A 12,590-nucleotide genomic window follows, 5' to 3' on the forward strand; every position below is an offset into this window, starting at 1 on the left:
CTCGCGCGGTGGAGGGGCGGGTGTCAAGGGTGGCCCGAAGGGTCATCGGCGCAGCCGACGCGCAGCGCAGCGGAGCGCCCTTTACTCCCGGCCCGGAACCGCCAAACTCGGCAGCACCGGACGGCACCGCTCACCGATTCAAACGCCGGACCAGCACAGCACGGCCCCCGGCAACCTCACCCCCCGCCCCGCCCCCTTAAGCAGCCGCCGCCGGCGCCCGGTCCGTCGCGAGTTTGATTGCGAGGGCGCCGAGGACCGTGCCCATCACGTACCGCTGGGCCCGCAGCCAGGTGGGGCGGCCCGCCAGGAACACCGCGATGGTGCCCGCCGCCAGGACGATGGCGAGGTTCACTCCCAGGCTGATGACGATCTGGACGCCGCCGAGCGCGAAGCCCTGGAGGAGGGTGTGGTCCGCCGTCGGGTCGATGAACTGGGGGATGAGCGAGACGTACATGATGGCGATCTTCGGGTTCAGGAGGTTCGTGAGGAGCCCCATGGTGAACAGCCGCCGGGGCGAGTCGTGGGCCAGCTCCTGCTGGGCGAACACCGACGTGCCACCGGGCTTCAGCGCCTTCCAGGCCAACCAGGCCAAGTACCCCGCCCCCGCCAGCTTCACCGCCGTGTACAGCTGGGGAACGGCGAGAAAGACCAGCGAAAGGCCCAGGTTGGCGGCCGTCAGATAGACGAGGAAGCCGACGGCCACCCCGGCCAGGGAGATCGCTCCGGCGCGCCTGCCCTGGGTGATGCTCCGTGAGACGAGGTACATCATGTTGGGTCCGGGCGTGAGCACCATGCCGAGCGATACCACCGCGACGCCGATGAGCGCGTTCATTCCGATCATGGGTCAAGGATCGGACGGCGACACCGTCAAGCACCAGCGAAGAATTCTTCACGCCATACGTAAGCGCTGCTACATCGGGGCGGGGGCCCGGTCCCGATACCGGCGGGCCCCCGCCCCGACGCACCTACAGCTCAGCCGATCAACCGATCCGGTACGGATCCCCGTACACCTTCCACTCCAGCGGCGTATCCAGGTTCAGATTGCCGTTCCGGAGGAACACCCGCTGTGCCGTGTCGACGCGACTCGTGTCGCTGTGCGCCTCCTCCTGCTTCATCGCCCAGACCCGCGCGTCGAGGAACGCGTTCAGGTAGTCCGTCTCGTCGCCGCCCTGCGACGGCGGCTTCGCCTCGCCAAGCGCGCGCCCGCGGATGCTCCGGAAGCTGGTGCTGTCGCCGCCGTCGCCGTGCATGACGATCGCGTCGTAGTACGCGAACTGCCCGAGGACACCTAGGCCGTCAGCCTTGCCCTGCCCGACGGCCGGGTTGAAGTAGACGCGGTCACGCTCGTCGTTCTGCGCCCTCTGGAACTCGGGGTCCTCCGCGGCCTCCTCCCAGTCGCCCTTGTACGTGGGGTCGAGGCCCTCGTGGGAGTCGGTGCCGTCCACCTCGCGCAGCGCGGGCAGGTACTTGGCGAGGACGTTGTCCGGGTTGCGCTGGGTGTAGAGCTCGACGAGGTCGAGCATGTCGCCCGTGCCCGAACAGAAGCCGATGATCCCGGCGGTGTAGCCGCGGCCGTCGCCGATGTCCTCGCAGTAGCGGTAGTACTCCTTCCAGTTGAGGTCGGAGTTCTCGGCGCTGCAGACGAGCTTCATGGCGATCTCCTTCTTCGCCGGATCGTCGAGTCCGCCCGCCTTGCCGGCCGGAGCGGCGCCCGCCGTCTGCGAGGCGATGACCGGGCCCGCGACGAGCGAGGCGCCGATGAAGGCGAGCAGGGTGCGGCGCGAGGTGCGTATGCGGGGTGCGGGGGTGGGATGGGGGGTGTGATGAAGGGGGTGATGGGGGGTGTGACGAGGGGTGTGGGGGGTGGGCACGGGACCTCCAAGGTGGGGGAGTTCGTCGTTCCGATTTCTCTGCTGGTCCTGCTCTGGCGCTCCTGCTCTGCTTGCGTTGCTGCCCTTCCGTGTTCTGTTAGGAAGGTTTACTACCAGAGAATCGAGATGACGTATACCCGTCAATGAAGGGGGAGTTGACGATCTTGGAGGCCGTGCCGCGGTCGGTTACCCCGCCTCGGTCAGCCGTTCGCGCACCTGAACAGCGACTTTGTACGTGTCTCCGGTCGGCCGGACGGCGAGATGCCCGGGCTCGCGGATCCAGCCGTCTTCGAGGGCGAACCAGTCGATGGCCTTCGGCTCCCGACCCTCGCCGAGTGCCGCCCGCAGCTCCTCGAAGTACGTTTCCCAGCGCAGCCGGTAGAGCCCGCCGACGAGTCCGGCCCACTCCCGGTTGGCGTAGTCACGAAGCCCCGCGTCCGCCCCTGACCGTGTGCCCCACACGGTCAGCAGCGACAGCTGGTCGTACGCGAGCCGGTCCCCTTCCGTCGCGTCGGCACCCCACGAGCTGGCGTCGGCGACCCAGCGGCCGAGGAGATGGCGGGAGTCTGTGGCCACGAGTTTGTCGAGCAGATCCATCAGGTCCAGCCAGGCGCGGGTCAGCCGGTCGAAGCGGGCGCCGTCCCGGTCGTCGTACGCCTCCTTGATCCGGGGGAGGAGTACCCGGCTGCGGTTGGAGAGTGCCTGGCGCGCCACGTCCAGCACGTCACGGCGGTAGGCGGAGGAGGCTCGCAACTCACGCCGTACGGAGAGGAGTTCGGTGAGCGCAGGCTCGAAGTCCGCCGGCTCGTATCGCATGGCCTTCGGTGACCAGGCGGCCGCCGACTTCGCCGCCAGGTCCGGCCGTGCTCCGAAGAGGCCGTCCGCGCCCTCTGCCCACTCGTCGGCGCGCGTCGTGCCGTACGCGGTGCGGCGCAGGATGTCCCAGGCGGCCGCCGCGTGCGGGTCGGCCGCTCCGTAGCGTGACACGGACCAGTCGGCGAACCAGGTTTTCAGGTCCAAGTCGCCCACTCGCCAGGCCAGTTCGGAGAAAAGCTCGAAAGCGGCCGGGTTGTTGTCGGCCGCCTCCGGCATCAGGGAGATGCCGCGCTGCGTGCTGCCGTCCTTGGTGCGCCACTTCTCGTACAGCGCCGCCCAGTCGGGTGTGTTGGCACCGAGCGTCGTGTGGCCGCCGAAATTCCAGATCGAGCCGAAGGTGTACGGCGTCGAGTTCCAGTCGGACTCACGGTCGGTGACCTTCGGGAAGCGGTCGGAGAGGCCGTCGACCACCAGCATCCTGGACTTGTCGACGGCGTCGACGATGGCCTTGGGCGGGTTGCTCTGCCAGCCGAGGATCACCCAGACGGCGTCGGGATGCGCGGTCCGCAGAGCCTTCTCGACGGCCTTCGCCGCATCCGGGACCGGTACGTCGCCCGGCTTCCCGCCCTCGTGGAGGAGGTCCATCTTGTACATCGTGGAGGTGCCGAACAGCTCGTCCTGAGCGCGGTAGAAGGCGGCGGCCACCTGCCTGAAGGCCTCGGTGCGCGGGTCGAGCCAGTCGGGCCGCGCGAAGCCGACCCAGTCTCCCTGCGGCACGGTCCTCGCGCCGGGATTCTTCGCCGCGAAGCCGGGCGGGACGGTGCCGAAGTAGCCGGGGAGGACCGGAGTCATGCCGAGGTCACGCAGCCGGTCCGCGATACGGCGGCCCAACGCGGCGCGTCGGTGCAGTAGTTGGCGGGAGACTGGATATGGGAACGCGGACATGTTCTGCAGCAGCCACCACGGCTGGTGCGCGGGGGCCGGGATCCACTCGCGCAACTCCCGGTCGGAGTAGCCGAACTCCTGGAACACGCGGTGATAGAGGGCATCGGCGCCTACGTACACGAGGACTTCGTTGTAGCCGTGCAGCGCCAGCACGTCGATCTCGCGCTCCCAGTACGACCAGTCGTTGTACGCCCCCGTGTAACCGTCGTTCGTGTCGTTGAGCACGAAGCGGTGCGGGGCGTTGGCTCGTCCGGTCAGTGGTTTGTCGAGGCCCGGGAGTCGGTCGGGCAGGTTCAGCTGGTTGCCCGCCCAGGTTACGTTCGCATGCGCGGCGTGCTTCAAGTAGTGGCGCAGGCCGGTGAGTTGCACGGCGGGGGTCGGTCCGGTGACGGTGATGTGCCCGCGTCGCCCGGAGACGTGGCCGGAGACGTGGAAGGAGTCGGCGGGGCCCTCGGTTCTGAACGTCAGCTGCTTCCAGTGTCCGGGCAGCAGGCGCCGGGCGGCCTTGGCCGCGGGCGAGTCGGAGGCGGCGGCTGGGGCGCCGTCGGCGGTGGAGCCGGAACAGGCGACGGCGGCGCCGGTCGTCGCGGCCATGGCGGTGAGGAAGGTGCGGCGGGGCAGGGGCATGACGAAGGGATACCCTCCCGGTTCGGCGAATCCCGGGCGGGCGCCCGGTCAGTGCTGGACGCCGCACCACGATGACCCGCCGACGGACCATGGTCAAGACGCCACGTGGTGGCCTGCTGCCGCCACCGGGCACCGCCCCACCCGCCGGACCCCCGGTGCTAGCGTCGGCGGATGACCGCACCCCTGCCCGGTAAGCCGACCCGTGCCTCGACCACGGGGCGTCCCCTGATGGCCGCCCTCGATCTGTTCGGGCGGCGTTGGAGCCTGCGGGTCGTCTGGGAGTTGCGGGCCGAGCCGCTGGGGTTCCGTGCGTTGCAGGAGCGGTGCGACGCGATGTCGTCCAGCGTGCTGCGCCAGCGCCTGACCGAACTGCTCGAAGCCCGCCTGGTGCGGCAGCTGCCCGACACCTCCTACGCCCTGACCGACCTCGGCCGCGAGGCCCACCAGGCCCTGCGCCCCCTGGACGTATGGGCCGAGCGCTGGGCGACGGAACTCAAGTCCGAGGCCGGCGCAGACTCGGCAGAGGGTCCGCGCTGAGCGCGTCGCGCATCCCGGAGACGGCCGACTTGAGCGCGCTCAACGGCCTCAGCAGCAGGGTCGCCTCCGTCAACTGACCCTCAGTGTTCAGCTGTTGCACGAACGCCCCGTACACGGACTCCTCGCCGACCTTCGCGGCGAAGGTCGTCACACTGTGCTGCTGTCCCTTCGCGGCGTCCTCGCCGGGATCGGTGAACTCCCGCAGCGGTTCGAGCCCGGTCAGACACCGCCCGATCTTCGCGAACAGGTGCCCCACGTCATCCCGCCCGCTGTAGTCGGCGACAGGGCTGTGGAAGACGACGTCCCTTGCGAGCGGGAGCCGGGTCCGGCCGGGCACGCCGGGTGCCAGTAAGTCACGTATGTCGAGGCTCATCAGTACCTCTCCCCTTGATTGCTTCGATTTTCGAAGCACCCTCCGAAGCCTAGCCCCGACACCGGGACTTTGTCCCACCCCCGTGGGCTCCCATCCCGGGCGAGTCCGGCCCCATGTCCCGACGCCAGTAGTGGTCTATGCCTATAGATGAGCCCGCCGCCGCTGACCTACTTTCGATTTCGGCGCCGTTGATAGCGCCCCAATCCCGGGAACACTCTGCGAAAGGCAGTAAATGAAGCGCGTACACAGGACCGCGGTCAAGGCAGAAATAGTCCGCGAGCCGGGAGCGAAAGAAACCACCCACCGGAAGCTCATCGACACACCGGACGGCGCCGACCGCTTCGTCCTCACCGAATTCGAGGTCTCGCCGAACGGTTCCACACCGCCGCATTACCACGAGTGGGAGCACGAGATCTATGTGCTCGAAGGCTCGATGGGACTCGTCATGCCCGAGCTCGGCAAGACCGAGGAAGTCGGCCCCGGCGACGCCATCTTCATTCCCCGGGGCGAGCCCCACGGCTTCGTCACGGGGCCGGGCCAGACCTGCCGGTTCCTGGTCGTGGCGCCCTGCGAGCGGCCCCCGGTACGGAATGTCTTCCTCTCCGAGGACCCGTACGAGTACACGCAGAACCCCGAGTACGTGAGCCTCCTGGACGGCGGCAAGGCGCTGGAGGGCGACAAGGTCGCGGAGGGCAGCAAGTGAGTGCCCCGACGGCCCCGACGGCTCCCACGGCCCCGACGGCCCCGACGGCCGCGGCCCCCAGCCGCGCCCTTGCTCCGTACGAGGAAGGACCGGACCCCGGCCCGCTCCTCGCCCTGAACTTCGGCTTCGCCCGCGCCAGGGTGCTCGGCACGGCCCTGGACCTCGGTGTCTTCACCGGCCTCGTCCGGGGCCCGCGCGGCACGCACGGCCTCGCCGCCGAGCTGGCGTGCGACACCGAGGCGTTGCGCCTGCTGCTCGCGGCGCTCGAGGAGTTGGGCCTGGTCGCGGGCGGCGCCGAGGAGAGCTGGACGCTCACCCACGTGTCCCGCGCCTACCTGGTCGAGGGTGGCCGCGGCTACCTCGGCGAACACTTCGCCGACGTACTCGCGGAGTGGGACCAGTGGAGCGGCCTCACCGACCTGGTGCGGGCCGGCGGGCACGGCGGCGGCGAGCTGGGCGCTCCGGAGAACCGGGACCTGTACCCGGGAATGTTCGCCGGGATCTTCCCGGTGGGGGTGCGCACCGCCTTCCGCGCGGTGCGGGAGCTCTCCCCGCGGGGGCTCTCGTTGCCGGACGAGGCGGGCCGTGTCCTGGACTTCGCGTCGGGCGCCGGCGAGTGGGGCATCGCCCTGGCCGCCGCCGACCCCAAGGCGAGGGTGGTGGCCCATGACTCCCCGGAGCTGCTCGACACGGCACGCGAGCGGGCGGCCGAGTTCGGCGTCGTGGAGCGGTTCCGCTTCGTCCCGGCCGACTTGACCAGGGACTACGCGGGCGACTTCGCCAAGGCGCCCTTCCCCGACGGCTCTTTCGACACCGTCGTCCTGTCGCACCTGGGGCGCTTCGCGGGCCCCGATGCCACGGAGCGACTCGTCCAGGAGTGCGCACGGCTGCTGCGTCCCGGCGGCACCCTGCTGGTCGTCGACGTCATGCGGCAGGCGCCGGGGAAGCCCGCCCTGCACCGCCCGATGATCGCGCTCAGCCTCCTGGTGAACACCGAGGCGGGCGGGGTCCAGGAGGAATCCGCTTATCGCGCGGTCATGCAGAAATACGGGGTGACGGCAAAGGAATCCGTCACGCCCGGCCTCATCACTGTCCTCACAGGAGAAAGGCGTTAGTGGTTCACGTGGTTCACGTGCAAGAAGTGGTGGTCACCGGGTTGGGCGTGGTAAGCCCGGCCGGAATAGGAACAGAAGCATTATGGGAAACGATCTCCGCGGGAAGGAGCGTGACGAAGCCCCTTTCCGGCATCACGAGTTCGGCACTCTTCAAAGACTTCGACTTCGTGTCGGACTCGATCGCTGAGGTCTCCGGATTCGAGGAGCAGATACCGGGCCTTCCGTCGGAGGTGCAACGGCTCGACCGTTACACGCAGTTCGCTGTCGCGGCCGCCTACCAGGCCGTACGGGACGCGGGGCTCGCCCCGGGCACGTACGACCCGGAGCGCGCCGGACTCTCGCTGTCCACGGCGGTCTGCGGCACCCCGAAGATGGAGGAGGAGTTCCTGCGGGTCACCGACGAGGGGCGCAAGCCCATCGACCCCGCCAAGGCCGGCCGCGACCTGTACCTCGCGTCCATGTCGAACACCCCGGGCACGATCCTCTCGGCCCTTTTCGGCATGCAGGGCCCGTGCGTCACCCTGTCGACCGGCTGCATCGGCGGCGTCGACGCGATCGGCCACGCCTTCGAGGCGATCCGCCACGGGGAGGCGGACGTGATGATCGCGGGGGCCACGGAGGCGCCCATCACCCCGGTGACGGTGGCGTCCTTCGAGATCATCAACTGTCTGTCGCGCTCCCACGGCGACCGGCCCGAGGCCGCGTCACGCCCGTACGACGCGGGCCGTGACGGCTTCGTGCTCGGTGAGGGCTGCGGAGTGGTCGTACTGGAGTCGCGTGAGCACGCGGAGCGCAGGGGGGCCACGTCGTACCTGACGGTCGACGGGTTCTCGAACACCTCCAACGCGGCGCACATGACCGACCTGCTCTCCGACGGCGCGGACCTGACCCGCGCCATGACACAGGCCGTAGCGGAGGCCGGCCTGCGTCCGGAGGACATCGACCACGTCAGTTCGCACGGCAGCTCCACCCCGCAGAACGACACCTGCGAGACAAGCGCCCTCAAGCTCGCCCTCGGCGAGCGCGCCCACGAGATCCCGGTGAACTCGGCGAAGTCGATGGTCGGCCACGCCCTGGCCGCCGCGAGCGCCATGGAGATCGTGCTCTGCGCCCTCGCGGGCAAGCACTCGTTCGTCCATCCGACCGCCAACTACGAGAACCCCGACCCGACATGTGACCTCGACTATGTACCGGGTGAAGGCCGCCCGTGGCACGGCGAGGCGATCCTCAAGGGCGCCAGCGGATTCGCGGGGCTGCACGCCGCGCTCGTCACGCGGGCCGTGCGGGAAGGTGCGCGCCGATGAGCATCGTCATCACCGGAATCGGCGCGGTCACGCCCGCGGGCATCGGCATCGACCCCCTCTGGGACAGTGCGCGCGCCGGCATCCCACAGGTCGCCGCCATCGACCGCTTCGACGCCTCGGAGTACGCCACATCGGCGGCGGGGCAGTCGGACTTCGACGCCGAGGCGGAACTGCCGTCCCGTTTCGTCAAGCGCACCGACCGCTTCACGCACCTGTCCGTGCACGCCGTGCGCCAGGCCCTCGCGGACGCCCGCGTCACCGTGGGCGAAGAGACGTCGGCCGAGCGCACCGGCGTCATGGTCGGCAACATCCTGGGCGGCTGGGAGTTCGCCGAGCGCGAGCTGCGCCACCTGTGGACCGACGGGCCGCGCGCGGTCAGCCCCTATCAGGCGACCGCCTGGTTCCCCGCGGCGCCGCAGGGCAACATCTGCATCGACCAGGGGATCAAGGGCCCGGCGCGCACGTTCGTCGCCGACCGGGCCAGCGGTGCGTACGCGCTGATCGGCGGGGCGGAAGCGCTCCTGCGCGACCGCGCGGACGTCGTGATCGCGGGCGGTGTGGAGGCGCCCCTTTCGCCGTACGGCTGGCTCTGCATGGAGACCAGCGGGCTCGGCGCCAAGTCCCGCGGCTCGCTCGCACCCCACGAGCTGTACCGGCCGTTCGACGCGGGCCACGGCGGCAGCGTCTTCGGCGAAGGCGCGGTGTTCCTGGTCATGGAGCGGCGTGAGCACGCCGAGCGGCGCGGGGCGCGGATCCTGGGCGAGCTCGCCGGCTGGGGCGTGAGCACCGACGGCTACATGCCGTACTACACGGTCGAGCCGACCGGCGAGGTACTCGGCCGTGCCATGCGGACCGCGACGGAACGCGCCGGGATCTCCGGCGGCGACATCGGAGCGGTCTTCGCGCACGGCTCGGGCATCCCGTTCGAGGACGTGACGGAGGGGTACGCGCTGCACGAGGCGTTCGGCCCCGCCACCGCACGCCAACTCCCGGTCACCGCACCCAAGTCGGGCTTCGGCCACCTCCTGGGGGCGGCCGCGCCCGCCGACGCGGCGCTCGCTCTGCGGGCGATGCGCGACGGGGTGCTCCCGCCGACCGTGAACCTGGACCGCCCGGCTCCCGGGATCGACCTCGACCTGGTCACGGGGCAAGCGCGGCCCGTGGCCGAATGCGAGCACACCCTGGTGGTCTCGCGTGGCCTTGGAGGTGTCAACGCATGTCTGTTGCTGAGGCGTTGACGGCGCGGGCCGTCCTGCCCCAGTCGGTCGGCATCCGCGCGGTGGGCATCGACATCGTCGACGTGTCACGTCTGCGTGCCATGGCCGAGCGGCGTGGACAGCGGCTCCTGGAGCGGCTCTTCACGGTCAATGAACAAGCCCTGTGCGACGACGCGTCGCCCCGCCACCGGGCGCAGCGCATGGCGGGCCGCCTGGCCGCCAAGGAGGCCGTGCGCAAGGCGCTCGGCGGCTACGGCGAAGGCCTGGCCTGGCGCGACGTCGAGATCGGCCGCGACGCGTCGGGCGCACCGGTGCCCCGCCTGGTCGGCCGGGCCGACGAGGCGTTCCGGCGCGCGGGCTACAGGGGCCTGCACGTGAGCATCTCGCACGAGGCGGGCGTGGCGGTGGCGATCGCGGTCGCCGACTGAGCCGTGGCGATCGCCGACTGACCATCGCACCTGACCGAGACCATCGCACCAGCTCAATACCAATTACCTGAAGGAGTAAGTGAGTTCCATGGACATTCGCGAGAACGTGGTCACCGTCATGCGCGGTGCCGGTTTCAAGAACGAGGAGCTGACCGACGACCAGCGCCTGGCCGAGGACCTCGACATCGACTCGACCGAGCTGGTCGAGGTCGTCGTCGCCCTCGAACAGCACTTCGGCGTCAGCATCGACGCCGAAGCCGAGGGCGGCTTCCGCACCTTCGGTGACCTCGTCGACTGTGTGGAGCGCCTGCTTCTCGCCGGCGTCGCCGCGGTGGGGAGCTGAGACGATGCCCAGGATCGAGAACAGCGTCGTCATCGAGGCGGACGCCCAGCGCGTCTTCGAGGTCACCAACGACATCGGCCGCTGGCCGGATCTCTTCGACGAGTACAACCACGCCAAGGTGGTCTCCGAGGAGCGGGAAGGGCGCTGGACCGAGATCCTCTTCGAGCTGACCAACCCCGAGGGCGCGACCTGGAGTTCCTGGCGGCTCCTGGACCACCGTGAGCTGACGGCGGTCGCCGAGCGGCGCGACCCGCTCTTCCCGTTCCGCTACATGCACCTCAAGTGGAGCTATCAGCAGGTGCCCGAGGGGACCTTGATGACCTGGGTCCAGGACTTCGAGGTCGACGAAGGGTTTGATGTCCCGCTGCCGACCGTCGTGGAGCGCATGCAGCTGCACACCCGGCAGAACCAGGCGGGCATCAAGCGGAAGATCGAGTCCGGGGTCTGAGTTCTCCGTGCCCATCGCCGTCACGGGGGTCATCGCGATGGACCACCTCATGACCTTTCCGGGCCGGTTCCCGGAGCGGTCGGCCGGGGACCGGCCGCACGCCGCGTCCCTGGCCTTCCTCGCCGAGCGGCTCGAGATACGCCGGGGCGGGGGTGGTGCCAACATCGCCTTCGGCCTCGGCAGGCTCGGTCTCGACCCGGTCCTGGTCGGCGCGGTCGGCTCCGACTTCGCCGACTACCAGGTGTGGCTCAAGCAGTACGGGGTCGACACCGAATCCGTCCTCGTCGTGCCGGGGGAGCACACCGCGCGTCACGTGTGCACGATCGACATCGACGGGGAGCGGGTGAGCACCTTCAGGCCGGGCGCCATGCGGGCCGCCGCCGCTGACTCGCTTCCCTCACTGCGTTCCGTCGCGGAGCGCACGGGCGGTCTGGGTCTGGTGGTGGTCGCGCCGGGCGACCGGTCCGCGATGCTCCGGCACGCCGAGGAGTGCCGCGCGCTCGGCCTGCCGTTCGTGGTCCACCCTTCCCGGCGGATCGGTGGGATGGACCACGCCGACCTCAAGTACCTCATCTCAGGGGCGAGTTGCCTGTTCACCGATGAGGACGAGTCGGTGCGGCTGAGCGAGTCCACCGGCCTGACCCGTCCGCAGATCCTCGACCGGGTCGGAGCGTGGGTGACCACACTCGGCCCCGCCGGGGCGCGGATCGAACGCCTCGGCCAGGAGCCGTCCCTCGTCCCCTCCCTCGGCTCGGTCACCGTGGCCGAGCCGAGCGGGGCGGGGGACGCGTTCCGGGCCGGCTTCACCGCCGGGTTCGCCCGAGGGGTGCCACCCGTGCGGGCTGCCCAACTGGGTTGCGTACTCGCCTCGTTCGCGCTGGAGACGACCGGGACGCAGGAGTACGCGATGGACGTACGACGCCTCCTCAACCGGGCCCGGGAGGCGTACGGCCACACGGCGGCGGCCGCGATCCGCCGCCTGGTCACCTACGCCGCGTAAGGCGTCACCGACAGAGAGGGAAACCCGACCATGTACGTAGACCTGAGCATCCCCATCAGCCGCCGCGCGCCCGGCGTCGAGTTCGAGCAGTGGCTGCACCGGGACGGCATCCGCCACCTGTCGCGCAGGATCAGGGCGTTACCGGGGGACAGCCGCAAGGACCGGCGGCGCAACTACGTGCGCTGGCTGACCGGGGCCAGGCGTCTGCGCACACGCGATCTGCCCGACGGCTGCTTCCTCTCCAACGAGTTCTACCGGATGTCCGTGCACCAGGGCACGCACGTGGACGCACCCTTCCACTACGGCCCCGAGTGCGCGGGCAGGCCCGCGAAGAAGGTCCTCGATCTGCCGCTCGACTGGTTCCGCGGGCCCGGCGTCGTCCTCGACGTGAGGGAGTGCGCGGGACGCGTCACGGCATCGGACGTGAAGGAGGCGCTGCACGCGGCCGGTGCGGAGGTCGGCCCCGGGACGGTGGTGCTCTTCCGGACCGACTCGGATCTGCGTCTCGGCACCCCCGCGTACTACACGGAGTCCACCGCCATCACCCCCGAGGCCGTCGACCATCTGCTGGATCTCGGCGTGAAAGTGCTCGGCACGGACTGCTGGAGTTTCGACGGCCCCGCCCGGGCGATGGTGGAGTCCTTCTACGGAACGCGTGATCCCGCGGCTCTGTGGCCCACGCATCTCCACGGCAGGAAACGGGAGTTCATCCAGATTGAGGGTCTGGCCCGATTGTGGGATCTGCCACAAGGCGGCTCGTTCACCTTCATGGCCTTCCCCATAGCCCTTGCAGACGCGGGCGCGGCATGGTGCAGGGCGGTGGCCGACGTCCATTGAATGGGCAATTGCACGGGCAATGGAAA

The 12,590-nt window shown here is 70.0% G+C and carries 14 protein-coding genes; 10 read left to right on the forward strand and 4 right to left on the reverse strand.

Annotated elements, in window-relative coordinates; translation table 11 throughout:
• Positions 1-196 precede the first annotated feature (196 nt).
• The 3 genes from ACWFR3_RS41550 to ACWFR3_RS41560 form a co-directional block, all read right to left on the reverse strand.
• Entirely contained in the window at positions 197-841 is a 645-nt protein-coding gene (locus ACWFR3_RS41550; RefSeq protein ID WP_453739911.1) for a LysE family translocator, read from the reverse strand.
• A gap of 139 nt (positions 842-980) precedes the next feature.
• Positions 981-1,793, reverse strand: a complete 813-nt coding sequence (locus tag ACWFR3_RS41555) for a chitosanase (protein WP_453739939.1) — start codon at positions 1,791-1,793, stop codon at positions 981-983.
• Between the two features lie 264 nt (positions 1,794-2,057).
• Positions 2,058-4,259: an alpha-N-acetylglucosaminidase gene (locus ACWFR3_RS41560; protein ID WP_453739912.1), complete on the reverse strand. Its 2,202-nt coding sequence runs from the start codon at positions 4,257-4,259 to the stop codon at positions 2,058-2,060.
• A gap of 171 nt (positions 4,260-4,430) precedes the next feature.
• On the opposite strand from ACWFR3_RS41560, the gene ACWFR3_RS41565 reads away from it, so the two are divergent.
• On the forward strand, positions 4,431-4,796 hold the full coding sequence (locus tag ACWFR3_RS41565; protein WP_453739913.1) for a winged helix-turn-helix transcriptional regulator: 366 nt from the start codon (positions 4,431-4,433) through the stop codon (positions 4,794-4,796).
• On the opposite strand, the gene ACWFR3_RS41570 is transcribed toward ACWFR3_RS41565, so the two are convergent.
• Positions 4,753-5,169: a hypothetical protein gene (locus ACWFR3_RS41570; protein ID WP_453739914.1), complete on the reverse strand. Its 417-nt coding sequence runs from the start codon at positions 5,167-5,169 to the stop codon at positions 4,753-4,755. The two genes, ACWFR3_RS41565 and ACWFR3_RS41570, sit on opposite strands and share 44 nt — an antisense overlap.
• Positions 5,170-5,401: 232 nt before the next feature.
• On the opposite strand from ACWFR3_RS41570, the gene ACWFR3_RS41575 reads away from it, so the two are divergent.
• The 9 genes from ACWFR3_RS41575 to ACWFR3_RS41615 all read left to right on the forward strand — a co-directional run bounded on the left by ACWFR3_RS41575 (position 5,402) and on the right by ACWFR3_RS41615 (position 12,564).
• Positions 5,402-5,872, forward strand: coding sequence for a cupin domain-containing protein (locus ACWFR3_RS41575; RefSeq protein ID WP_453739915.1), 471 nt, complete (start codon positions 5,402-5,404; stop codon positions 5,870-5,872).
• Positions 5,869-6,987, forward strand: coding sequence for a class I SAM-dependent methyltransferase (locus tag ACWFR3_RS41580; RefSeq protein ID WP_453739916.1), 1,119 nt, complete (start codon positions 5,869-5,871; stop codon positions 6,985-6,987). Before ACWFR3_RS41575 ends, ACWFR3_RS41580 begins: the two co-directional genes overlap by 4 nt.
• 29 nt (positions 6,988-7,016) lie before the next feature.
• A complete protein-coding gene (locus ACWFR3_RS41585) occupies positions 7,017-8,291 on the forward strand; it encodes a beta-ketoacyl-[acyl-carrier-protein] synthase family protein (protein WP_453739940.1) in 1,275 nt (424 codons plus the stop codon).
• Entirely contained in the window at positions 8,288-9,529 is a 1,242-nt protein-coding gene (locus ACWFR3_RS41590; RefSeq protein WP_453739917.1) for a beta-ketoacyl-[acyl-carrier-protein] synthase family protein, read from the forward strand. The genes ACWFR3_RS41585 and ACWFR3_RS41590 overlap by 4 nt, the downstream gene beginning before the upstream one ends.
• Positions 9,508-9,936: a holo-ACP synthase gene (gene acpS / locus ACWFR3_RS41595; RefSeq protein WP_453739918.1), complete on the forward strand. Its 429-nt coding sequence runs from the start codon at positions 9,508-9,510 to the stop codon at positions 9,934-9,936. Before ACWFR3_RS41590 ends, acpS begins: the two co-directional genes overlap by 22 nt.
• 88 nt (positions 9,937-10,024) lie before the next feature.
• Positions 10,025-10,279, forward strand: coding sequence for an acyl carrier protein (locus ACWFR3_RS41600; RefSeq protein ID WP_453739919.1), 255 nt, complete (start codon positions 10,025-10,027; stop codon positions 10,277-10,279).
• A 4-nt stretch (positions 10,280-10,283) separates the two neighbouring features.
• Positions 10,284-10,727, forward strand: coding sequence for an SRPBCC family protein (locus tag ACWFR3_RS41605; protein WP_453739920.1), 444 nt, complete (start codon positions 10,284-10,286; stop codon positions 10,725-10,727).
• A 7-nt stretch (positions 10,728-10,734) separates the two neighbouring features.
• Positions 10,735-11,727, forward strand: a complete 993-nt coding sequence (locus ACWFR3_RS41610) for a carbohydrate kinase family protein (protein ID WP_453739921.1) — start codon at positions 10,735-10,737, stop codon at positions 11,725-11,727.
• A gap of 30 nt (positions 11,728-11,757) precedes the next feature.
• Positions 11,758-12,564, forward strand: a complete 807-nt coding sequence (locus ACWFR3_RS41615; protein ID WP_453739922.1) for a cyclase family protein — start codon at positions 11,758-11,760, stop codon at positions 12,562-12,564.
• Positions 12,565-12,590: the final 26 nt, after the last annotated feature.

The organism is Streptomyces sp. NPDC055189 (genome assembly GCF_053606765.1).

Excerpts from the sequence above, each read along its gene's own strand:
- ACWFR3_RS41550 (WP_453739911.1), bottom strand. The coding sequence starts at position 841 with ATGATCGGAATGAACGCGCTCATCGGCGTCGCGGTGGTATCGCTCGGC.
- ACWFR3_RS41560 (WP_453739912.1), bottom strand. The coding sequence starts at position 4,259 with ATGCCCCTGCCCCGCCGCACCTTCCTCACCGCCATGGCCGCGACGACC.
- ACWFR3_RS41565 (WP_453739913.1), top strand. The coding sequence starts at position 4,431 with ATGACCGCACCCCTGCCCGGTAAGCCGACCCGTGCCTCGACCACGGGG.
- ACWFR3_RS41570 (WP_453739914.1), bottom strand. The coding sequence starts at position 5,169 with ATGAGCCTCGACATACGTGACTTACTGGCACCCGGCGTGCCCGGCCGG.
- ACWFR3_RS41575 (WP_453739915.1), top strand. The coding sequence starts at position 5,402 with ATGAAGCGCGTACACAGGACCGCGGTCAAGGCAGAAATAGTCCGCGAG.
- ACWFR3_RS41590 (WP_453739917.1), top strand. The coding sequence starts at position 8,288 with ATGAGCATCGTCATCACCGGAATCGGCGCGGTCACGCCCGCGGGCATC.
- acpS (WP_453739918.1), top strand. The coding sequence starts at position 9,508 with ATGTCTGTTGCTGAGGCGTTGACGGCGCGGGCCGTCCTGCCCCAGTCG.
- ACWFR3_RS41600 (WP_453739919.1), top strand. The coding sequence starts at position 10,025 with ATGGACATTCGCGAGAACGTGGTCACCGTCATGCGCGGTGCCGGTTTC.
- ACWFR3_RS41605 (WP_453739920.1), top strand. The coding sequence starts at position 10,284 with ATGCCCAGGATCGAGAACAGCGTCGTCATCGAGGCGGACGCCCAGCGC.
- ACWFR3_RS41615 (WP_453739922.1), top strand. The coding sequence starts at position 11,758 with ATGTACGTAGACCTGAGCATCCCCATCAGCCGCCGCGCGCCCGGCGTC.